This window comes from Luteimonas gilva, from assembly GCF_005239095.1.
Classification (GTDB): Bacteria; Pseudomonadota; Gammaproteobacteria; order Xanthomonadales; family Xanthomonadaceae; genus Luteimonas_C; species Luteimonas_C gilva.
Genome location: NZ_SZUA01000001.1, coordinates 960,409 through 982,166 on the forward strand (window position 1 = coordinate 960,409; position 21,758 = coordinate 982,166).

A 21,758-nucleotide genomic window follows, 5' to 3' on the forward strand; every position below is an offset into this window, starting at 1 on the left:
CGGGCCCTGTGCAGCCTGTCTTCATAGGAGGTCCCATGAACTGGAACAAATGGATCAGGCAGTTTCACCGTTGGGTCGCCATCGCCTTCACCTTGACGGTCATCGTCACGTTCATCGCTTTGGCGCAGGAAAATCCCGTGGTTTGGATCTCCTACGTGCCACTGTTCCCGCTCGCCCTTCTGCTGATCACCGGCTTGTATCTGTTCGCGCTGCCGTACGTACTTAAGTGGCGCGGCGGAGCGCGTGCAGCGGGCGAAATCTGACGCAAAGCGTTCGTGCGCGCGGCCGCGGCACGCACGAAATTCGAAACCCACCGATCCAACGATAGGAACGCACATGGCCAAGACCGCCAAAAAAGCCGCCAAGCCCGCGGCGAAGAAAGCCGCGCAGAAGCCCGCCAAGAGCGCCGCGGCCGACAAGGGATCCAAAGGATTCACCTCGGACGAAAAAGCGGCGATGAAAGAACGCGCCCAGGAACTGAAGGCCGAAGCGAAGGCGAACGCAAGCCGGGCCGAGGGCGAAAAAACCTTGCTCGCCGCGATCGCCGCGATGCCCGCCTCGGATCGCGCCATGGCCAAGCGGCTGCACGAGATCGTTTCGGCCAGCGCGCCGGCCTTATGGCCGAAGACCTGGTACGGCATGCCCGCCTACACCACCGGCAAAGACGGCAAGGTCCTCTGCTTCTTCCAGAGCGCGGCCAAGTTCAAGTCGAGGTACGCGACCTTCGGCTTCAACGACGTGGCCAAGCTCGACGACGGCGCGATGTGGCCGACCGCCTTCGCGCTGAAGGAACTGACCTCGGCCGCGGAAGCGAAGATCGCCGCGCTGGTGAAGAAAGCGGCGGGTTGAGGCGGGCCGGGCCTCGCCTGCCCTCGCCTAAAATCTTTCGGCGGGCATGTAGAGAATCCATGGCGTGCTCCGACTTACTCCCGAAGCGCCCATCCGGGCGTGGATGGCCCAACGGAGACCGACATGAAATACATCCTGATGATGAACTTCCCGAACAGCGCCTGGAAAACCTCCCGCATGGAGCTTTGGCCGGAGCAGGACCGGCAAAACCACATGGCGTACCTGACCCGGATGAACCAGGACCTGCAGGAAGCCGGCGAACGCGTGGACGTGCAGGGCCTGGCCGGCCCGGAAACTGCGGTCTTCGTGCATGCCCGGCACGACGGCACGCCGGCGGTCACCGACGGCCCGTTCGCCGAGTCCAAGGAATTCCTGGCCGGCTGGCTGATCGTGGACGTGGACAGCCCCGAGCGAGCGCATGAAATCGCCGCACGCTGGTCCGCCGGCCCCGGCCCGGGCGGCAAGCCGCTGAACTTGCCGGTGGAAGTGCGGCCGCTGATGCACGGCTCGCCCAAGAAGTGAGCCCGGCCGATCCGCGAATCGCCACCGAGCGCCTGTTGCGCGACCTCGCGCCGCAGGCGCTCGGCGCGGTGATCCGCCGCTTCGGCGATTTCTCCGCTTCGGAAGACGCCGTGCAGGAAGCGTTGCTGGCGGCCGCCACGCAATGGCCGGCGCAAGGCGTCCCGGACAATCCGCGCGGCTGGCTGATCCAAGTCGCCGCGCGACGGATGACCGACCATCTGCGCAGCGAGATCGCGCGGCGGCGGCGCGAAACCGAGTCGTTCGAACAAACCCCGCCCGAAGAGCTGCTCGCGCCGGCCGCGGACGAAACGCTGGAGAACGCGGGCGACGACGCCTTGCGGCTGTTGTTCTTGTGCTGCCATTCCGCGTTGACGCCGGCGTCGGCGATCGCGCTGACGTTGCGCGCCGTCGGCGGCTTGACCACCGCCGAAATCGCCAACGCCTTCCTGGTGCCGGAAGCGACCATGGCGCAACGGATCAGCCGCGCCAAGCAGAGCGTGCAAGAGGCCGGCGGGCGCTTCCATACGCCCGATCCCGCCGAACAAGCCGAGCGCCTGCCGTCGGTGCTGCACGTGCTGTACCTGATCTTCAACGAAGGCTACGCCAGCAGCGTGGGCACGGAGCTGCAGCGCGGCGACCTGGCCGACGAAGCGATCCGCCTGGCACGCATCCTCCACCAGCTGCTGCCGGAAAACACCGAAGCCGCCGGCCTGCTCGCGCTGATGTTGCTGACCGATGCCCGGCGCGCGGCGCGCACCGGACCCGGCGGCGAACCGATTCCGCTCGATCGCCAGGACCGCTCGTTATGGGACAGGCTCGCGATCGCCGAAGGCACGGCATTGCTCGGCATCGTCCTGCCCAGGGGCGCCGTGGGTCCTTACCAATTGCAAGCCGCCATCGCGGCCGTGCACGACGAAGCGGATCGCGCCGAAGACACCGACTGGCCGCGAATCCTGGCGCTGTACGAATTGCTCAAGCGCATGTCGGACAATCCGATGGTGGCTTTGAACCACGCCGTCGCCGCGGCGATGGTGCGCGGGCCGCGCGCCGGGCTGGACTTGCTCGAGGCGCTCGACAAGGACAAACGGATGGCGAACAACCACCGTCTCGACGCCGTTCGCGCGCACTTGCTGGAAATGGCGGGCGACAAAGCGGCGGCGATCGCGCGCTATCGCGCCGCCGCGATGCGCACGACCAGCGTCCCCGAACGCGATTACCTCGGCGCACAGGCCAGCCGGCTCGAAACTTCCATCGATCGACCGGCATAGAACCGTTTCGCGACGCTCGCGCCGAGCCGGCGCAAACGATTCGCAAGCGGCGCCTTGGGCGCAGTTGCGTGCGCCTATCGGGGCTTGCGGCGCGAACCGACGAAAGGTGGCTGGTCGCGCGCAGTTCGTGCGTTGGTATCCGGTGTCGGCTCAAAGGACTGCGCACTAGGAGGTGCGAAATGGCCAAGACAACGGGCGGCGCTGGCCGCATGCATTCGAACGACGAACGCCAACGGATCCGGGCGACTTTCGGTCCGCAGATCTCCCCGCCGGTGGACCTCAACAAGACGCGGCTGCCGTCCCTGGCGGCCCATCCTCTGGTCGGAAAATCTTTGGCCGCGCAGGTCTCCCGCTTGCGAAAAGGCACGCGCATCGCCACGCCCGCGGACCTGTTCCATGCCGGCGCGATAGACCGCAAACGCCTGCGCTTTCTGGAGGCGTGCAGCTACGGCGCCACGCCGATCCGGCCGTTGATGACCGCGATCGGCATCGAAGGCGAACATTTGTACGTGGACGAAGCCTTCGCGCTGCGCTTCGACTGGCTTGGCGCATCGATGTCCAAGCCGGTCATCCTGTCGGTGCAGATACGCTATCCCTCCGGCCGCACTTCCGCGTTCCACGTGCGGTTGGCGAAAGAGCACATCGCCGCGGGCGGCATCGCACTGCCCGGCTTCGCTTCGGGCGAATCCGGCGAGCTGTACGTGCTGGCGACGCTGCGCGACGACGCGGGCCGCGTTTCGCGCCTCAGTGCGATGTTCGGCGTCTTCACCCGCAACCCGGTGCAGATGTTCGTCGCTCCGCAGTTCTCCACCCAATCCGGCAGCGCCGGCGCGCCCAAATACAATTTCGGCGAGAACCGCTGGTATTGCTACGCCGACGTGCGCTGGGTCAACGGGGAACCGCGCGCCGTGAATCTCGGACGCCGGGTCGACGTGCACGTGACCGACGCCGGGATCGGCACAGTGGCCGATTTTTCCTTCGACCTGTCCGGCGACATCGTCATTCCGGCGATGTCCACCGTGTACGGCAACCTCTACACCTTCCACGGCAGCGGCGGCGTCTTCGACGAATTCAGCGCCAAGGGCGACTTGACGTTCCGCTATTCGATGAACGGCTCGGGCCACAACCCCGCCCGGTCGATGGTTTGGCGGACGATGCGGACGATCGGCTACAACATCATCCGGGTCGGCGATTTCACCGCCGCCGAGCGCAACGAATACCGCCGCGCCGCAGCGGAAGTCGCGTCGGGCATCTTCCGCTCGCGCGACATGACCGTGTACGGCGTCGAGCTGTACCGGATCGAAGGCACGCGCGAGATGGACGCCGACCGCGACCGCTACCGGTTCATCGACAGCGACGCCGAGCAGAACGAAATCAGCGCCAAGTACAGCGTGGACAATTGGTACATCGACGTATTCTTCGTCGAAGGCCGCTGGGACGGCGCGTTCGGCGCGTCCTATGTGAATGCGCCCGTCGACAAACAAGGCGACCGCAGCGGCATGGTGATCCGCCGCGATTCGGACACGGTCAACCTGGGGCAAACCTTCGCCCACGAAGCCGGCCACCACCTGGGCCTGGAGCACGCCGACGAGAACGACGGTTTGGCGGACACCGATCCCGCCTCGCCGACGATCTCGGAGAATTTCATCTTCTCCAGCTCGCTGCGCGACAGCACCGCAATCACCGGGGGCCAGATCAACAAGATGCGGCAGCACGGCCTGGTCCGGTCGATGACGCCTTAAGGAGGATCCGCCATGAAGAAAAGGACGATCAAGGGCCGCAAGCTCCCGGTGAAACTGCCTTCGCTGCCCGACCGCGAATCGGGCCCGACCCGCTACAACGAGCCCGAACCGCGCAGCGCGCAGGACCGCCTGCCGCGCACCGCTTTCCGCTTGGGCGAGGGCAAGGCCGATCTGCGCCTTCGCGTCGAACAATTGCTGATGCGCAAAGAAGCCGCGCCCAGCGATGCTTGGGAATCGCTCGGCCAAGAAGCGCGGGCGATGCTGGTGGACCTGCTGGACGATCCGGTGGTGCATGCGCAAGAAGCTCTGCTGCACCGGGTCATCGCCACGGTGGGGCAACTGGCGATCAATCGCGGCATCGCGCCGCTCGGCGCGCTGCTGACCGACGGCGACGAGCGCGCGATCACCCGCACCTACGCCGCCAACGCCCTGGGCCGCATCGGCGAGCCCGCGGCGATCGAATCGCTGGCCGCCGCGGTCAACGCCTCCGATGCGATGCTGCGCCGGCAGGTGGCGATCGCGTTGGACCGGATCGATCGCGACGCGGCGCTGCCGCATTTGCTCAAGCTGGGCGCCGATAAATCGGTGGCGGTCTCCGAAGTCGCGGTTCGTGCGCTGCAGCGGTTGCGCCCGCCGGGCGTTCGCGTCGCGAGTCCGAAGAAGCGGACGCCCGCCGCGCGGACGCGCAAGAAGAAAACCATGCCCGCAGCGGACGTTTGAGCCGCTCGGCAACGAAAAAGCGGGCCGAAGCCCGCTTTTTCGCGTTCGCTGCGATGAAACCGCGGCTTATTCGGCGGTGACGCCTTCGCCTTCTTCCACGGCCTTCATCGACAGGCGGATGCGGCCCTGCTTGTCGACTTCCAGCACCTTCACCTTGACCACGTCGCCTTCCTTCAGCTTGTCGCTGACCTTCTCGACGCGCTCGTTGGAGATCTGCGAAACGTGCACCAGACCGTCCTTGCCCGGCAGGATGGTCACGAAAGCGCCGAAGTCCATCAGCTTGACGACCTTGCCTTCGTAGATGCGGCCCGGCTCGACGTCGGACGTGATCTGCTCGATGCGCGCCTTCGCGGCTTGCGCGGCGGCGGCGTTGACCGAGGCGATGACGATGGTGCCGTCGTCCTGGATGTCGATCTGGGTGCCGGTTTCCTTGGTGATGGCCTGGATGGTCGAGCCGCCCTTGCCGATCACTTCGCGGATCTTGTCCGGATGGATCTTGATGGTGAGCAGGCGCGGCGCGTACTCGCTCAGCTCGCCGCGCGGCGCGGTCAGCGCCTTGGCCATCTCGCCGAGGATGTGCAGGCGGCCCTGCTTGGCCTGGGCCAGCGCGACCTTCATGATCTCTTCGGTGATGCCCTGGATCTTGATGTCCATCTGCAGCGCAGTGACGCCGTTCTCGCTGCCGGCGACCTTGAAGTCCATGTCGCCGAGGTGGTCTTCGTCGCCCAGGATGTCGCTCAGCACGACGTAGTCGTTGCCTTCCTTCACCAGGCCCATCGCGATGCCCGCGACCGGCGACTTCACCGGCACGCCCGCATCCATCAGCGCCAGCGAGGAGCCGCAGACCGAAGCCATCGACGAGGAACCGTTCGACTCGGTGATTTCGGACACCACGCGCACGGTGTACGGGAAGGCTTCCATCGACGGCATCATCGCCAGCACGCCGCGCTTGGCCAGGCGGCCGTGGCCGATCTCGCGGCGCTTGGGCGCGCCGAAGCGGCCGGTCTCGCCCACCGAGTACGGCGGGAAGTTGTAGTGGAACAGGAAGTGTTCCTTCCACTCGCCGGCGACGTCGTCGATGATCTGGCCGTCGCGCGCGGTGCCCAGCGTGGTCACGACCAGCGCCTGGGTTTCGCCGCGGGTGAACAGCGCCGAGCCGTGCACGCGCGGCAGCACGCCGACCTGGCAGTTGATGGCGCGGATGTCGTCCAGCTTGCGGCCGTCGATGCGGATCTTGGTCGACAGCACCGAACCGCGCATGGTCTGGTATTCGAGTTCGCCGAATTCCTTGCTCATGTCGCCCGCGGCCCAGCCTTCGGCTTCGGCGCGGCCGGCCAGCGATTGCATCACGTCCTTCTTGATCGCGGCGATCGCGTCGCGGCGCTGCAGCTTGTCGCGGACCTGGAAGGCCTGGCCCAGACGGTCGCCGACGGCTTCCTTCAGCGCGCCGATCATGCCGGCGTTCTTCTCCGGAGCCTGCCAGGACGAAGCGGCGGCGTTGGCTTCGACGGTCAGGTCGTTGATCGCGTTGATGACCTTCTGCATTTCGCGATGGCCGAACATCACCGCGCCCAGCATCACGTCTTCCGACAATTCCTTGGCTTCGGATTCGACCATCAGCACGGCGTTCGAGGTGCCGGCGACGACGAGTTCGAGTTCGGAATCCTTAAGTTCGGTGACCGACGGATTCAGGATGTACTCGCCGTTCTTGTAGCCGACCTTGGCCGCGCCGATCGGGCCCTGGAACGGCGTGCCGCACAGCGCCAGCGCGGCGGAGGCGCCGATCAGCGCCGGAAGGTCGCCTTCCACTTCCGGATTCAACGACATCAGGGTGGCGATGATCTGGACTTCGTTCTTGTAGTCCTCGGGGAACAGCGGGCGGATCGGACGGTCGATCAGACGGCTGATCAGGGTTTCCTTCTCGGTCGGACGGCCTTCGCGCTTGAAGAAGCCGCCCGGGATGCGGCCGCCGGCGTAGAACTTTTCCTGATAGTCGACGGTGAGCGGGAAGAAGTCCTGGCCTTCGCGCGCCGACTTGGCGGCGACCGCGCTGACCAGCACTACGGTGCCGTCGATCTTGACGAGGACCGCGCCGCCGGCCTGGCGGGCGACTTCGCCGGTTTCCAGCGTGACCTGGTGCTTGCCGTACTGGAACGTCTTGGTGATTTTTGCCACGTTGTTTTCCTTGGAAATCTTCATCTGGACCGGACGGGACCCTTGCCCCGCCGGGCGGCCGCATCGCGCGACCTTCGCATTTGCGGATCCCTCCGCAAGAACCCGGCCATCCTGCCCGGACTGTCCAAAAAAGAGACCGCGGCGCATCGCTGCGCCGCGGTCGGTGTTGTTTAGCGACGCAGGCCTAGCTTCTGGATCAGGGCTTTGTAGCGCTCGGCGTCTTTCTTGTGCAGATAGTCGAGCAGGCTGCGGCGGCGGTTGACCATCTTGAGCAGGCCGCGACGGCTGTGGTGGTCCTGCTTGTGGGTCTTGAAGTGGCCGGTGAGCTGTTCGATGCGTGCGGTGAGCAGGGCGACCTGGACTTCGGGGGAACCGGTGTCGGCGGCGCCGCGCTTGTTGTCTTCGATGATCTTGCTGGTGTCGATGGACATGCTTGCCTCTGGGTAGATGCGAAACCTGCAGGAACGCGCCGCCGGGAATGCCGGAGGGGCGCACCGCCTGGTTCGCCGTGAACTAAGGTAATGGATGAGCCGAAAAACGGCCGCGAAATTGTAGCCGCCGGGCCCTTTGGAAACAAGGCTTTACTGCGGCGGATCCGGTTGCGGGCCGGATTGCGCGGCCCAGGCGAAAAGGCGCTGCGGGCGCAGCCTGCCCTCCGGATCGACGTGGCCCAGGCCCAGGACCCGGCCTTGCTCGCCGTAAACGGCCACCTCGCCGGCCGGACGGAAGTCGCCGGACAAACTTTGCCCCTGGGCCAAGCGGCGCGCCTGGGCGGCATCGACCCGGATTTCGGGCCAAGCCGTCATCCCGGCCTCGATCGGCAGTAGGCAGGCTTCCAGGCTGCTTTCGCCGCGCGCAGCCAAGGCCTGCAAGGCTTCCAGGGTCCACATCCGCGGCTCGCGGAACGGGTCCACCCATAGACGCCGCAATTCGGCCACGTGCGCGCCGCAACCCAAGGCTTCGCCCAAGTCGCGCACCAGACTGCGCACGTAGGTGCCCGATCCGCATTCCACGTGCAGGCGCAGCAGCGGCGCGCCGGCGTCGAGCAGATCGGCGGCGGACTGCAGTTCGAAGGCGTGGACGTCGACTTCGCGCTCCTCGACCTCCACGTCCTCGCCGCGGCGCGCCTTGGCGTACAGCGGCTCGCCGCCGCGCTTGAGCGCGGAGTAGATCGGCGGCCGCTGGCGGATGCGGCCGGTGAGCGAGCGCAGCGCGGCGTCGATGGTGGCGATGTCCAGCGCGGGCACCGGCCGCTCGCGCAACGGCTGGCCTTCGGCGTCGTCGGTATCGGTGGTCGTGCCCAATCGCGCGACCGTGTCGTAGGCCTTGCGCGAACCGAGCAGGCCGCCGGCGATCTTGGTCGCTTCGCCGAAGCAAACCGGCAGCAGCCCGGTGGCCAGCGGGTCGAGGCTGCCGGTGTGGCCGCCCTTCTCGGCCCGGAACAGATGCCGCACGCGTTGCAGCGCCTGGTTGGAGCTGAGGCCGCTCGGCTTGTCGAGCAGCAGGATGCCGTCGAGCTTGCGGAACTTGACCTTCACGGCAGGCGTGCGCGGCTTGTGGGTCATTGGGCGGGATTGTAGGGCGGGTTTCAACCCGCCGTCATGGGCGATGGGAAGATTTACCTGTCGACCGGAAGGCGGGTTGAAGCCCACCCTACGCATCGCTGCAAAAGCAAATCCCCTCGATCCCTCTTTTCAAAGGGGGAGGAACAGCAGGAGTGCGGATTTATTCCGATTCGGAAGGCGGCGGCAGATCGCGCAGCAGGTTGTCGATCCGCTCGCCGCGGTCCACCGAATCGTCGTAGTGGAAATGCAGTTCCGGCACGTGGCGCAGCTTCATGATGTGGGCCAGCTCGTAACGCAATTCCTTCGCGTGTTCCTTCAGCCCCTTCACCGCCTCCATCGCGCGGTCGGCCTGGAGCGCGACCACGAACACCTTGGCATGGGCCATGTCGCGGGTCACTTCCACGTCCGACACGCTGACCGACGGCAGGCCGTACTCGTCCACGGCCGTGCGCACCAGCGTGCCCAACTCGCGGCGGAGCTGGGCGGAGACGCGGTCGGTGCGGTGGAAGGACTTCTTCTGGGGCATGGCGCCTTAGAAACTAGTGAATAGGAATCAGAAACTAGAGATGACGACTCGAGAGAACACTAGTTCCTAGCTCCACCCTCGTTCCCGCCTCACAGCGTACGCTGCACTTCGATGCGCTCGAAGCATTCGATCTGGTCGCCCGGCTGCACGTCGTTGTACTGCTTCACGCCGATGCCGCACTCGGTGCCGTTGCGCACTTCGTCGACGTTCTCCTTGAAGCGGCGCAGCGATTCCAGCTCGCCCTCGAAGATCACGGTGTTGTCGCGCAGCACGCGGATCGGCTTGTGGCGCTTGACCACGCCTTCGATGACCATGCAGCCGGCCACCGCGCCGAACTTCGAACTGCGGAACACGTCGCGGACCTCGGCGGTGCCGATGATCTCTTCGCGGATCTCCACGCCCAAAATGCCGGACGCGACCTGCTTCACCTGGTCGATCACGTCGTAAATGATCGAGAAGTAGCGCAGATCCACGCCGTTGGCTTCGATCACCTTGCGCGCCGAGGCGTCGGCGCGGACGTTGAAGCCGATGATGGTGGCTTTCGACGTGACCGCCGAATTCGCATCGGACTCGGTGATGCCGCCCACGCCCGCATTGATCACGTTGATCCGGATCGCCGGCGTCGACAACGCCGTCAGCGCCTCGCGCAAGGCCTGCACCGAACCCTGCACGTCGGCCTTGACGATCAGCGGCAGGCTGAGCTGGCCTTCGGCCTGGCCCATCTGCGCCATGATGTCTTCCATGCGGTTGCCCGGAGCGGCGACCAGGCGCGATTCGCGGCGCTTGGTGTCGCGCTGCTGGGCCACGTCCTTGGCCAGGCGCTCGTCGGCCACGACCACGAAGTCGTCGCCCGCGTCGGGCACGCCCGACAAGCCCAGCACCTGCACCGGAATCGACGGGCCCGCGCTCTGCACCTGCTTGCCGTTCTCGTCGAACAGCGCGCGGACGCGGCCGTACTGCACGCCGCAGACCAGGTAGTCGCCCTTTTCGAGCTTGCCCTGCTGGACCAGCACCGTGGCGACCGGGCCGCGGCCCTTGTCGAGCGCGGATTCGATCACCACGCCGGAGGCTCGGCCGTCCGGCGCGGCGCTCAGTTCCAGCACTTCGGCCTGCAGCGTGATCGCATCGAGCAGCGTATCCACGCCCTGCCCGGTCTTGGCCGACAGCTCCACCATCTGCGTGTCGCCGCCGAAATCTTCGGCGACCACTTGCTCGGCCAGCAGTTCGTTCTTGACCCGCAGCGGATCGGCGTCGGATTTGTCGATCTTGTTGATCGCCACGATCAAAGGAACGCCGGCGGCCTTCGCGTGCTGCACGGCTTCCTTGGTTTGCGGCATCACGCCGTCGTCCGCGGCCACCACCAGCACCACGATGTCGGTGAGCTTGGCGCCGCGCGCGCGCATCGAAGTGAACGCGGCGTGGCCGGGCGTGTCGAGGAAGCTGATCACGCCCTTCGGCGTTTCGACGTGGTAAGCGCCGATGTGCTGGGTGATGCCGCCCGCTTCGCCCGAGGCGACCTTGGTGCGGCGGATGTAGTCCAGCAGCGAAGTCTTGCCGTGGTCGACGTGGCCCATGATGGTGACCACCGGCGGACGCGGCGCCTTGTCGCCCTGCGCTTCTTCGGTGTGAGCCAGCAGCGCCTCTTCGGCGGTGTCGTCGCTGACGCGCACGGCCTTGTGGCCGAGCTCTTCGGTGACCAGCACTGCGGTATCGTGATCGATCGACTGGGTGATGGTGGCCATCACGCCCATCTTGAACAGCGCCTTGACCACGTCGCCGCCCTTCAGCGCCAGCTTCTGCGCCAGATCGGCCACGGTGATCGCTTCGCCGATGGCGACTTCGCGCACGATCGGCGCGGTCGGCCGCGAGAAGCCGTGCGCGGAGCTGCCGCTGCGGGCCTGTTCGACCTGGCGCTTGGCCTTGGGCTTGCCGCGCGCGGTGGTGCGGCGCGCGCGCTCGCTGGCGCTCAAGTGCAGCTGGCCGGCGAAACGGGCCGCATTGTCGTCGTCCTCGACGCCGGCGACCATGACGTGCGAGCCGCGCGTCTTGTGCTTGTGCGCGTTGCGGTCGTCGTTGCGCGGCGCCACGTCGTTGCGCGACGCGGACTTGCCGTGGTGGCTGGAGGGCTTGGCGGCGCGGCCGACTTCTTCTTCGGTGGCGCCTTCGGCGACGGCAGCGGCGGCGGCCGCTGCGGCCGCGGCTTCGGCGGCGGCGAGCTTGGCGGCCTCTTCTTCCTGCTGCTTCTTCGCGGCGATCTCTTCGGCGCGGCGCTTGTCGTCCTCGGCCAGGCGCTGCTGTTCGCTGAGGTTGCGGCGGCGCGACTCCTCGAGCTTGCGCAAGGCCTCGTCGCGCTCGTCGTTCTGCGGCACTTCGACTTCGCCGGCCTTCACGTAGGTGCGCTTCTGCCGCACTTCGACGTTGACCGTGGTCTTGCTGCGGCCCGCGGCGACGGTGATTTCCTGCACCTTGCGCCGGTTCAGGGTGATCTTCTTCGGCGCGGCCGTCGTTTCGGCGGGCTTTTCGGCCTTGCCGTGGGCGCGCTTGAGGAAGCCGAGCAGCTTGACTTTCTCGATGCTGGTCACGACCTGGTCGGGACCGCTGAAGCTCATGCCGGCCTCGGCCAGCTGCTCCAGCAGTTTCTCGACCGGCGTGTTCACCAGTTCGGCCAGCTTGCGGATGGTGGTTTGCTGCGACATTCGGTTTCCGTGTCCTTGGCGCCGACCCTAGGCCGGCGCGTGATGGAACGATTGTAAATCTTTAAATCAAAAGCTTCTTTCGACGCGGATAAAGTCCGGAAAACGCGGATTTAAAACTGTTTTTTGCTTTTATCCGTATTGATCCGATCTGATCCGTGCCCAAACGCTCCGCTCTTAGCCTTCCTTCTCCAGCCGGGCGATCATGTCCGCACGGGCGGCCATGATCAGGGCGGCGGCGCGCTCGGCGTCCATGTCCTCGATGTCGGTGATCTCGTCCACCGCCAAATCGGCCAGGTCGTCGCGGGTGCGCACGCCGCGCGAAGCCAGGACGTAGGCGGTCGCCTCGTCCATGCCTTCCAGCGTCAACAGGTCTTCGGAAGGCTGCTGTTCGTCGAGTTGTTCTTCGACGGCCAGCGCTTCGTTGAGCAGCGCGTCGCGGGCACGGGCGCGGAGCTCTTCGACGATGTCCTCGTCGAAGCCTTCCACCGCCAGCAATTCGCCGACCGGCACGTAGGCGATTTCCTCCACCGTGCTGAAGCCTTCGGCGACCAGGATGCCGGCGATCTCGTCGTCCACTTCCAGCTTGTCGACGAACAACTGGCGCGCGGCGGCCTGTTCGGCCTCCGACTTCGCCGCGACTTGGTCCTGGGTCATCACGTTGAGCTGCCAACCGGTCAGGCGGCTCGCCAAGCGCACGTTCTGGCCGCCCTTGCCGATCGCCTGAGCGAGGCGGTCTTCGGCCACGGCCAGATCCATCGAGTGCTTTTCTTCGTCGACGATGATCGACTGCACTTCGGCCGGCGCCATCGCGTTGATCACGAACTGGGCGGCGTTGTCGCTCCACAGGATGATGTCCACGCGCTCGCCGTTGAGCTCGTTGCTCACCGCCTGCACGCGCGAACCGCGCATGCCGATGCAGGCGCCGATGGGATCGGTGCGCGCGTCGTGGGCGAGCACGGCGATCTTGGCGCGGTCGCCCGGATCGCGGGCGCAAGCCTTGATCTCGACCAGGTCCTGACCGACTTCGGGCACTTCCAGCTTGAACAGCTCCATCATGAATTCGGGCGCGGCGCGGCTGATGAACAGCTGCGGGCCGCGCGGCTCGCTGCGCACGTCGTACAGGTAGCCGCGGACGCGGTCTCCGGCGCGCAGCACGTCGCGCGGGATGCCCTTGTCCTTGGGGATGAAGGCCTCGGCGTTGCCGCCCAGGTCCACGTAGATGTTGCCGCGTTCGGCGCGCTTGACGGTGCCGGTGACCAGCTCGCCGACGCGATCCTTCCACGCGTCCACGACCTGCGCGCGCTCGGCTTCGCGCACGCGCTGCACGATCACCTGCTTGGCGGCCTGGGCGGCGATGCGGCCGAAATCGGGATTTTCGATCTGCTCTTCGATGTAGTCGCCCACTTCGGCGCCTTCGCTCTCGTCGACCGCGTCCATCAGGCGGATCTGGCGGTCGGGCGATTCCATCACCACGTCGTCGGCCACCACTTCCCAGCGGCGGAAGGTTTCGTAGCTGCCGTCCTTCGGGTCGATCTGCACGCGCACGGACACGTCCTGGTCGGGATAGCGCTTCTTCGCGGCCGAAGCCAGCGCGGCTTCGATGGCCTCGAGGATCACTTCCTGCGGCACGCCCTTTTCGTTGGCGACCGCGTCCACAACCAGCAGCAGTTCCTTACTCATTTTGAAAGCCTCTAAAATCTTGAAGTTCATCGCTTCGGCCAATGAAGGGAATACCTCCATAACCCCACCAAGCCTTCGGCTTGGTCGCCCCTTGACTCAAGGGGCTAAAAAATACTGGCTTCGGCGACTCGCTCGGTTGGTTAATCTCGGTTCTTGGCCCGCGGCGCCTTGCCGCTGCCGTTGGTTTTCTTCTTGCCCGGCCGCTCGTCGCGTCCGGACGCGTCCTTGGCGGGGCCGAAGCCCAGCGCGGCCCAGTCCGGGACCAGTCGCGCCTTGTCGATATTGTCGAAGGCCACCGCGAGTTCGCCCACGGCGTCCACGGCGAAGACGATGCTGTCGCCCTCCACCCGCAGGATCGTGCCCTGCAGCTTGCGCCGGCCTTCCTGCGGCAGCTTCAGGCCGACCTTGGCCTTCTCGCCGGCGAAGCGCGCGAACTGGTCCGGCGCGAACAGCGGACGATCGACGCCGGGCGAAGACACTTCCAGCGTGTATTGGCCGCTGATCGGATCCTCGACGTCGAGCTGGGCTGACACTTCGCGGCTGACCGCTTCGCAATCCTCGATCGTGACCGCGCGCGGCTCGCCGTCGGCGCCGGTCGCGCCCGCCGGCACGTCGATGTACAGGCGCAGCGTAGCGCTGCCCGGCGCGGGCAGGTACTCGGCGCCGAGCAGTTCCAGGCCCAACGATTGGATCGTCGGGGCCAGGAGCTTGGCGATGTCGGCCGCTTTATCGGTCATGCGTGGTTCGTAGATCGCCTCAGGATTTCCATACCCGGAAAACAACAAGGGGCCCGATGGGCCCCTTGTCCGATACCGCTGGATTTCGGCGCCGAAGCGTGAGCAGCACGCTTCGGCAAAGCCCGACTTCCCGCCATCAAAAAAAGCCTCCATGGAGGCTTTCCGTCGACCGCGAAAAGCTGGTAGCGGGGGTAGGATTTGAACCTACGACCTTCGGGTTATGAGCCCGACGAGCTGCCAGACTGCTCCACCCCGCAGCAGACTCGCAATTATGGTGATCTGGAGGACCGATTGCAAGGCCGGGGTTGAGAACCGGCTTGGGCATGGGATCGGCGCTTTTTTCGGCTGCCCTGAATGTGGGCGCGCGCGTCCGTTCGAAAACCGCTTGCCCGCACCGGCGGTACGGCACTGCTGCCGGCGGCGACAGTCAGCGACGCGACAAATCAAAACGCCAGCGGGAACCATATCCCCCGATTCGTCACAAGCCCCATGTTCGGAAGGACATGCCCTGCATCCAGGGATCGGATATCGACATCCTCAATGGCTTCGGTTATCTGCAACTGCGGATAAATGGACTGCACTTTTTCTTCGAAAATAGACAAGGCGTCCGAATGATCGTAGGCCGTTATGCCGCATCCCAGCCCTAATGGCGAATGAGTCGGCGGGTTTCTAAATTTGAACCAAAAGCATCTAAGAGTTTCCATCTCGTCCTCATCTTCCGACATCCGATCAATCATCCGCCTAGCGCAATAGCTTGGAGTGAATTCCAACGCTTAGGCCCAACGACCTCCCGCACAAGCAATCAGAATAAGAGCAAGTGCAACTAATTTTCGATTGCGTTTCATCCACCCTTGCCTCAATAAAAAAAGTCGCCGGCTTGCGCCGGCGACTTCGTACGACTGAAACGTAAAGCTTGGATCAGAAATCGTAACGCGCGGTCAAACGCAGGTAGCGCGGTTCGGAAATCTGCAGCTCCTGGCCGAAGAAGCGGTTCGGGGTGTTGCGCCGATCCGCCGCTGCGCCGTTCTCGTAACGCGGGTTGTACGTGCCGGCGGTCTGACGATTGAGGACGTTGATGATGTCCGCCTGCAAGGTCAGCTTGCCGTCAGCCCAGTTCGGGGTGTACGCCACATTGAGGTTCAACTGCACGCTCCACGGCGCCTCGCCGTAAGAACCGCGAGGCGAGATGCGGTAGTCCGCGGAGGGAGCGACATAGCCCGGAGTACCCGGAGCCGTGCCCGAACCCGAGCGGCCGCAGAACCAGTAAGCGGCGCCGTTGTACAGAGCGGCGCTGTCCACCGGGAAGTGGCTGGTGCAGTTGCGCGGACGGCCCGAGGCGGCGATCAGCGTCGCGCCGGTGCGCCACTGCTGCGACCACTCGTAGTAACCGAACGCCTTCAGCTGATGCTTGCGGTGGTTCGGCAACAGACCGTTCGAACCGACCATCAACTGCCACAAGTCCCAGTCCTGGGTACGGCCCACGTCGGCCTGGCCGCCGGCGCCGGTGTCCAGATCCGAGGCCAGCTGGCCTTCCGTGTTACCCCAGTTCTTCGAGAAGGTGTATTCCACCTTGCCGTACCACTTGTTGCTGAAGGGGTGTTCGGCGAACAGGTCCAGGGCGTAGTACTTGCGCTTGAGCTTCGGGAAGCCCATCTGCTCGGCGGTCACCGTGATCTCGGTGTAGGTGCCGTTCGCTTCGCGGAACACGAAGGTGTTGGTCTCGCCCGGGTTTGCGTTCAAGCACTTGCTGCGCAGCAGGTCGCCGCAGATGTCGTCGATGGCGCTCTTCAAATCGCGGTAGGTGAACTTGGCGCCCCAGGCGAACGAATCCGAGAACGCGTTCTCGACGCCGATGATGTACTCATCCTGGTAGTGCGACTTGATGTCCTTCGCCGTGGTGGTCTTCGGATCCGGCGCGGAGCCGCACTCGGCGTTCGACGAGATCGCCTGGGTGCCCGGGCAGATCGTGGTCGAAGCGCTGATCAGCGGAATCCGGTTCAGACCGGTCGGCGCGCCGGTACGCGGATCCACGCCCGTGTACGTGAAGTACTCGGTCGTGTTCAGCGAAGCGGATGCGCCGCGGATGGCTGCCTGGTTCGGGGTCGCCAGGTAGTAGCGGCCGACGTTGCCGAACAGCTTCCAGCTGGCATCGCCCTTCATGTCCCAAGAGAAGCCGATACGCGGCGCCAGCTGGTTGCGCTGCGAAATGTACGGACGGCCCAGACCATCGAAGTTGGTGAACTGCTCGTTGCGCAGGCCCAGGCTCAACAGGAAGTTGTCGGTCACCTGCCAACGGTCTTCGATGTACTGCGAAGTCTGCTCCACGCCCGGGTCGGAGTTGGCTGCGACCACGGTGCGAGTCACATAGTAACCCTGCGCACCTAGACCGCCGCCGGAAGCGGGAGAACCGACGACCGTACTGATATTGGCATTGGGGTTGGGCGTGTTGGTATTCGCGTTGCCCGTACGCGAATAGGTCCAAAGCTCGCCGCCGGCGATACGAGTGTGTTGCGCAGCTTCTGCGGTTTGCTTTTCGTAACCGATGCGCAGTTCATGGTCGCCGAGGACGTAAGACACGTCCAGGCGCCAACCCTTGGTGCTCTCTTCGTTCTGGGTGACGGGCAGCGTGTTGCTGGCCGAAACCTGACAGGTGTTGTAGACGAAGCCCGGCGCGCGGTGGAAAGCCGTGCTCGGTACGGAAATTCGCGGACAGGTCGGGTCATAGCCGGTCGGCAGCGAATTGTTGTGCGTGATCTTCTGACGGCCGTAGAGCGCGGACACCGTCAGAGCGTCGGTGAGATAACCCGTGTACTTGGCCACGTACAGACGCGCGTTGTCGTCCGTCGTGGTGATGGTACGCGGCTTGGTGTTGTGGGTAAGCGTCGGGTAGTAGAAATCCGAACGGCCGGCTTCGCTGGTGGTGCGATCCTGGATGCCGGTGAACTCCAGCAGGTGATCGTCGGTGATGTTCCAGTCGATCTTGGTCGTCCAACGCGGTTGATTGAAACGGTATTCGCGCCAGCCCGTTTGCGCGGCGGCCGAGTTCTGCAGATCGAAGCGGCCCGACAGCACTTCGCTGCCCTCGCGCTTGGTCGTCTCGGCGTTGAAATAGACGAACAGCCTATCCTTGATCAACGGACCGCTGAAGTAGAAGCCGGGATTGAAGCTCCACGACTTGTTCTGCTGGCGCCAGATGTTGATCTGCCCGTCGGTGCCGTTCGCGGTGCCGTTCGCCGGATAGAAGCCGGTGTCGGGATAGTAGATGTCGCGCGGAGAAGCCCGGCTGAACTCCGGTGCCCAGATCGCGTACACACCGCTCTTCCACTCGTTGGTGCCGCGCTTGGTGACGAGGTTGATCACGCCGCCGGTGGAACGGCCGAATTCCGCGCCGTAGCCGCCGGTGAGGATCTGCTGCTCGCCGATCGAGTCGAACGGCAGCGTGCTGTAACCCAGCGAAGTCAGCGGGTTGGTCACGTTGTAGCCGTTGATGAAGTACGCGTTCTCGGACGACGCCGAACCGCCGAAGCTCGGCACGGTGGTGCCGTTGGCGCTGTAGCTGTCGTTCTTGACCACGCTCGGGGCCAGCATCGCGACATCGGCGATGGTGCGGCCGATCGAAATCTTCTGGAGCTGTTCCGCGGTCAGCACGGTGCGGGTGTCGGTCTGCGAAATATCGATGACCGGAATGATGCCGCCGCGCACGACCACGCTGTCGAGATTGGTGGCGTCGCCGCCGCCGGCCGTCGCGAACGAAACGTCGGTGCCGCTGGCGATGTTGACCGTGATGTTGTCGCGCACGCTGACCGGCGCGCCGTCTTTCTGCAGGGTCACTTTATAGCGGCCGTTCGGCAGCGAGCTGGCCTGGTAGCGGCCCGAGCTGTCGATGGCGATGGTGCGCTTGAGGCCGGTGTCGAGGTTTTCGACGAGTACGGTGTTGCCTGCCCCCGCCGGGACTTGACCGAAGATGGTGCCGGTGATGTTCGACTGAGCGTGGATCGATCCCGCGAAGCACACGCCCAAAGCTACCGTCAGAGCCTTCCTTTTCAGGCCCTTGGCGTAAGTTTTCTGAGTCACTGCAGTAATCCCCAAGAAAGGTGGCAAAACGACCACCCACGTACCCGGCCCCCAGCCGAGCAAGTCGACTTTAGGGCTTGCACATTTTTTTAACAATAGGGTTACAGCAGGAAAATCAATGGTTTCGGATGAAACCGAATTGGCCCCTTACTGGCCGGTACGGCCATCCCGCGGATCGAACCATTCGTCACGCCGGGAAGGCCTGCTGGCACCAAGCCATGATCGGATTCCAGAACAGTCCCAGGGCCAACAAGGCCAGGGCATTGACGCCGAAAACCACGCGCAAAGGCCGATCCGCGCGCGGGGCCGGGGCATCGCCCGCCGGCTCGTCGAAATACATGGCCTTGATTACGCGCAAGTAGTAGAACGCGCCGATCACCGCACATACGATGCCGACGATCGCCAGCCACATCAGGCCGCCCTGCAAAGCCGCGCGCAGCACCGCCAGCTTGGCCCAGAAGCCGAGGAACGGCGGTACGCCGGCCAACGATGCCATCACGCACAAGACCAAGCCGGCCAGCCAAGGACTGCGCGCGTTGAGGCCTTTGAAGTCGTCGATTTTGTCGGCTTCGAAACCGGCGCGCGACAGCACCACGATCGCGCCGAACGCCGCGGCCGACATGATCGCGTAGCTGATCGCGTAGAACATCGCCGCCGCATAGCCCTGCGCGCCGCCGCCGGCCAGGCCCAGAAACAGGAAGCCGACGTGCGAAATGGTCGAATAGGCCAGCATGCGCTTCAAATTGGTCTGCGCCAGCGCGATCAGATTGCCGAGCACCAGCGAAATCGCCGCCAGCCCTGCGACCAGCACCTGCCAGCGCCCGTCCAGCGGCCCCAAACCGGATTCGAGCAAGCGGTAGGCCATGCCGAAGATCGCCAGCTTGGGCGCGGCGCCGATGAAGATCGTGATCGGCGTCGGCGCACCGTGGTAGACGTCGGGCAGCCACATGTGGAACGGCGCGGCGCCGAATTTGAAGGCGATGCCGGCGACCACGAACACCAGGCCGGTGAGCATCAAATCGGGATTGGACGAAACGTCGGACACCGAACGGATCTGCGCCAGATCCAGCGTGCCGGTGGCGCCATAGATCAGCGACAGGCCGTAGAGCAGGATGCCCGAGGCCAGCGAACCCAGCACGAAATACTTGATCGCCGCTTCGGAAGCGACCGGACTGTCGCGGTCCACCGCCACCAGCGCGTACGAACTCAGCGCCAGCATTTCCAGGCCCAAATATACGGTGACCAGGCTGCCGGCCGAGACCAGCAGCATCATGCCCGCCACCGCGAACAGCATCAGCACCGGCACTTCGCCCTTGTACAGGCCGCGCTCGCGCAAGTACGACCACGCGTACACCAGCGAGGCCGCGCTGACCACGCAAATGGCGATCTTCATCACGTCGGCCGCGCCGTCGCGGACGAACATGCCGTTGAGCACGACGCCGTGCCCCCCTACCCCCGCAACGATCAACCCAGCCGTGACCAGCAGGATCAGCACCGCCAGCAGATGGGTGACGACGCGCTTGGTCTCGTCGACGAACAGGTCGATCATCAGCAACGCGAACGTGGCCGCGACCAGCGCCAATTCGGGAATCAGCGGCAGCAATTCGGTGGCGGGCGGGATCGGGAGCGTCATCGTCACAGTCCGGTGAGTTTGGTGGCCGCCAGCTGGGTCGCGAGCTGCGCGATCGACGGCTCCATCAGGTCGGTCAGCGGCTTGGGCCACAGGCCGATGAACAAAGTGCCGACGGCGAACACGCCCAACACCAGCGCCTCGCGCGGATTGATGTCTTCCAGCTCGGCCACGTGCGTATTGGCGACTTCGCCGTACACCACGCGCTTGATCAGCCACAGCGTGTAGGCCGCGCCGAGGATCAGCGTTGTCGCCGCTGCGAAGGCGATCAGCGGATGCTTCTGGAAGCTGGCCAGGATCACCATGAACTCGCCGACGAAACCGCTGGTGCCCGGCAGGCCGGAGTTGGCCATGCCGAACAGCACGAACAACGCGGCGAACCAGGGCATCGTATTCGCGACGCCGCCGTAGTCCTTGATCATGCGGCTGTGCACGCGGTCGTACAGCACGCCGACGCAGGAGAACATCGCGCCCGAGATGAAGCCGTGCGAAATCATCTGCACCATCGCGCCTTGCAGGCCCAGGCGCGCGGCGTCGACGTTGGCGTAATCGCGCACCAAGCCGAAGGCGATGAAGGTGCCCAGGGTCACGAAGCCCATGTGCGAGATCGACGAATAGGCGATCAGCTTCTTCATGTCGTCCTGGACCAGCGCCACCAGGCCGACGTAGACCACCGCGATCAGCGACAGCGCGATCACGACCCAGGCGTATTCGTGGCCGGCGTCGGGCACGATCGGCAGGCTGAAGCGCAGGAAGCCGTAACCGCCGATCTTCAGCATGATCGCGGCCAGGATCACCGAACCGCCGGTCGGCGCCTCGACGTGCGCGTCCGGCAACCAGGTGTGGACCGGGAACATCGGCACCTTCACCGCGAAAGCGATGAGGAAGGCGAAGAACAACCAGGTCTGCTCGCTCGCCGACAGCTGCAACTGGTACAGGTCGGCCAGCTGCCAGCTGCCGCCCTTCAGGTACAGGTAGATCAGCCCGACCAGCATGAACACCGAGCCGAGGAAGGTGTACAGAAAGAACTTCACCGACGCGTACACGCGCCGCGGGCCGCCCCAGATGCCGATGATGATGAACATCGGAATCAGCATGCCTTCGAAGAACACGTAGAACAGGATCGAATCGAGCGCGCTGAACACGCCGATCATCAGGCCTTCGAGCACCAGGAACGCGGCGTAGTACTGGCTGACGCGCTTGTCGATCGAACCCCAGGCGCCGATCAGCACCAGCGCGGTCACCAGCGTGGTCAGCCCGATCAGCGCGACCGAGATGCCGTCGGCGCCGAGGTGGTACTGGATGTCGTAGGCCGGGATCCACGCCTTCTGCTCGACGAACTGCATGCCGGCGTTGGCGAAATCGAAACCGGTGAACAGCGGCACGCTCAGCGCGACGCTGGCGACGGCGACGGCCAGCGCCAGCCAGCGCGCGGCGTTGGCGCGGTTGTTGCCGAGCGCGAGCACGGCGGCGCCGCCGAGGATCGGCAGCCAGATCAGCGCGCTCAGCAACGGAAACGCACTCGTTGCGATAGCGGCGGTTTGCAAGGGCTCGGGGCTCACGTCGCGGGTCCT

Annotated in this window: 17 protein-coding genes, 1 tRNA gene and 1 pseudogene; 6 read left to right on the plus strand and 13 right to left on the minus strand. The window is 65.1% G+C overall.

From position 1 onward, the window contains the following. Positions 1 to 35 precede the first annotated feature (35 nt). The 6 genes from FCE95_RS04440 (at position 36) to FCE95_RS04465 (ending at position 5,101) form a co-directional block, all read left to right on the plus strand. A complete protein-coding gene (locus tag FCE95_RS04440) occupies positions 36 to 263 on the plus strand; it encodes a hypothetical protein (RefSeq protein WP_137265756.1) in 228 nt (75 codons plus the stop codon). 73 nt (positions 264 to 336) lie between these two features. Next, positions 337 to 849 carry an iron chaperone gene (locus FCE95_RS04445; protein ID WP_137265757.1) on the plus strand — a complete coding sequence of 171 codons (513 nt, stop codon included), beginning with the start codon at positions 337 to 339 and terminating at the stop codon, positions 847 to 849. A 123-nt stretch (positions 850 to 972) separates the two neighbouring features. Continuing rightward, complete coding sequence (locus tag FCE95_RS04450; RefSeq protein WP_137265758.1) at positions 973 to 1,371, plus strand: YciI family protein; 399 nt, start codon at positions 973 to 975, stop codon at positions 1,369 to 1,371. Beyond that, positions 1,368 to 2,639, plus strand: coding sequence for an RNA polymerase sigma factor (locus tag FCE95_RS04455; RefSeq protein ID WP_137265759.1), 1,272 nt, complete (start codon positions 1,368 to 1,370; stop codon positions 2,637 to 2,639). The genes FCE95_RS04450 and FCE95_RS04455 overlap by 4 nt, the downstream gene beginning before the upstream one ends. A gap of 179 nt (positions 2,640 to 2,818) precedes the next feature. After that, a complete protein-coding gene (locus tag FCE95_RS04460; protein ID WP_137265760.1) occupies positions 2,819 to 4,381 on the plus strand; it encodes a zinc-dependent metalloprotease family protein in 1,563 nt (520 codons plus the stop codon). A gap of 12 nt (positions 4,382 to 4,393) precedes the next feature. Continuing rightward, positions 4,394 to 5,101: a HEAT repeat domain-containing protein gene (locus FCE95_RS04465; protein WP_137265761.1), complete on the plus strand. Its 708-nt coding sequence runs from the start codon at positions 4,394 to 4,396 to the stop codon at positions 5,099 to 5,101. A gap of 66 nt (positions 5,102 to 5,167) precedes the next feature. On the opposite strand, the gene pnp is transcribed toward FCE95_RS04465, so the two are convergent. From pnp to FCE95_RS04525, 13 genes and pseudogenes are all read right to left on the minus strand, one after another. After that, complete coding sequence (pnp, locus tag FCE95_RS04470) at positions 5,168 to 7,276, minus strand: polyribonucleotide nucleotidyltransferase (protein WP_137265762.1); 2,109 nt, start codon at positions 7,274 to 7,276, stop codon at positions 5,168 to 5,170. A 170-nt stretch (positions 7,277 to 7,446) separates the two neighbouring features. Continuing rightward, entirely contained in the window at positions 7,447 to 7,707 is a 261-nt protein-coding gene (rpsO, locus tag FCE95_RS04475) for a 30S ribosomal protein S15 (protein WP_137265763.1), read from the minus strand. A gap of 150 nt (positions 7,708 to 7,857) precedes the next feature. Further along, positions 7,858 to 8,841, minus strand: coding sequence for a tRNA pseudouridine(55) synthase TruB (gene truB / locus FCE95_RS04480; RefSeq protein ID WP_137265764.1), 984 nt, complete (start codon positions 8,839 to 8,841; stop codon positions 7,858 to 7,860). A gap of 160 nt (positions 8,842 to 9,001) precedes the next feature. Next, complete coding sequence (gene rbfA / locus FCE95_RS04485; protein ID WP_137265765.1) at positions 9,002 to 9,367, minus strand: 30S ribosome-binding factor RbfA; 366 nt, start codon at positions 9,365 to 9,367, stop codon at positions 9,002 to 9,004. An 89-nt stretch (positions 9,368 to 9,456) separates the two neighbouring features. Then, a complete protein-coding gene (gene infB / locus FCE95_RS04490; RefSeq protein ID WP_137265766.1) occupies positions 9,457 to 12,063 on the minus strand; it encodes a translation initiation factor IF-2 in 2,607 nt (868 codons plus the stop codon). Positions 12,064 to 12,237: 174 nt separating this feature from the next. After that, positions 12,238 to 13,743 (minus strand): transcription termination factor NusA, encoded by a 1,506-nt coding sequence (gene nusA / locus FCE95_RS04495; protein WP_137265767.1) that lies wholly within the window; start codon positions 13,741 to 13,743, stop codon positions 12,238 to 12,240. Between the two features lie 140 nt (positions 13,744 to 13,883). Next, positions 13,884 to 14,480, minus strand: coding sequence for a ribosome maturation factor RimP (locus FCE95_RS04500; protein ID WP_137265768.1), 597 nt, complete (start codon positions 14,478 to 14,480; stop codon positions 13,884 to 13,886). A 180-nt stretch (positions 14,481 to 14,660) separates the two neighbouring features. Next, positions 14,661 to 14,737 (minus strand) — tRNA-Met (locus FCE95_RS04505). Positions 14,738 to 14,923: 186 nt separating this feature from the next. Beyond that, positions 14,924 to 15,205: a hypothetical protein gene (locus tag FCE95_RS04510; RefSeq protein ID WP_137265769.1), complete on the minus strand. Its 282-nt coding sequence runs from the start codon at positions 15,203 to 15,205 to the stop codon at positions 14,924 to 14,926. A 193-nt stretch (positions 15,206 to 15,398) separates the two neighbouring features. Beyond that, positions 15,399 to 17,840, minus strand: coding sequence for a TonB-dependent receptor domain-containing protein (locus FCE95_RS04515; RefSeq protein ID WP_425481293.1), 2,442 nt, complete (start codon positions 17,838 to 17,840; stop codon positions 15,399 to 15,401). A 9-nt stretch (positions 17,841 to 17,849) separates the two neighbouring features. Beyond that, a pseudogene (locus tag FCE95_RS17455) lies at positions 17,850 to 18,590 on the minus strand (carboxypeptidase-like regulatory domain-containing protein); the annotation flags it as partial. A gap of 151 nt (positions 18,591 to 18,741) precedes the next feature. Beyond that, a complete protein-coding gene (gene nuoN / locus FCE95_RS04520; RefSeq protein WP_137265771.1) occupies positions 18,742 to 20,187 on the minus strand; it encodes an NADH-quinone oxidoreductase subunit NuoN in 1,446 nt (481 codons plus the stop codon). A 2-nt stretch (positions 20,188 to 20,189) separates the two neighbouring features. After that, entirely contained in the window at positions 20,190 to 21,716 is a 1,527-nt protein-coding gene (locus FCE95_RS04525) for an NADH-quinone oxidoreductase subunit M (protein ID WP_137266446.1), read from the minus strand. Between the last annotated feature and the right edge of the window lie 42 nt (positions 21,717 to 21,758).

Bases quoted from the DNA above. Each gene is read 5' to 3' on its own strand.
- FCE95_RS04510 (WP_137265769.1), bottom strand. From the start codon at position 15,205: ATGTCGGAAGATGAGGACGAGATGGAAACTCTTAGATGCTTTTGGTTC.
- FCE95_RS04450 (WP_137265758.1), top strand. From the start codon at position 973: ATGAAATACATCCTGATGATGAACTTCCCGAACAGCGCCTGGAAAACC.
- infB (WP_137265766.1), bottom strand. From the start codon at position 12,063: ATGTCGCAGCAAACCACCATCCGCAAGCTGGCCGAACTGGTGAACACG.
- nuoN (WP_137265771.1), bottom strand. From the start codon at position 20,187: ATGACGCTCCCGATCCCGCCCGCCACCGAATTGCTGCCGCTGATTCCC.
- FCE95_RS04445 (WP_137265757.1), top strand. From the start codon at position 337: ATGGCCAAGACCGCCAAAAAAGCCGCCAAGCCCGCGGCGAAGAAAGCC.
- nusA (WP_137265767.1), bottom strand. From the start codon at position 13,743: ATGAGTAAGGAACTGCTGCTGGTTGTGGACGCGGTCGCCAACGAAAAG.
- rbfA (WP_137265765.1), bottom strand. From the start codon at position 9,367: ATGCCCCAGAAGAAGTCCTTCCACCGCACCGACCGCGTCTCCGCCCAG.
- rpsO (WP_137265763.1), bottom strand. From the start codon at position 7,707: ATGTCCATCGACACCAGCAAGATCATCGAAGACAACAAGCGCGGCGCC.
- FCE95_RS04440 (WP_137265756.1), top strand. From the start codon at position 36: ATGAACTGGAACAAATGGATCAGGCAGTTTCACCGTTGGGTCGCCATC.
- truB (WP_137265764.1), bottom strand. From the start codon at position 8,841: ATGACCCACAAGCCGCGCACGCCTGCCGTGAAGGTCAAGTTCCGCAAG.
- FCE95_RS04500 (WP_137265768.1), bottom strand. From the start codon at position 14,480: ATGACCGATAAAGCGGCCGACATCGCCAAGCTCCTGGCCCCGACGATC.
- FCE95_RS04465 (WP_137265761.1), top strand. From the start codon at position 4,394: ATGAAGAAAAGGACGATCAAGGGCCGCAAGCTCCCGGTGAAACTGCCT.
- FCE95_RS04460 (WP_137265760.1), top strand. From the start codon at position 2,819: ATGGCCAAGACAACGGGCGGCGCTGGCCGCATGCATTCGAACGACGAA.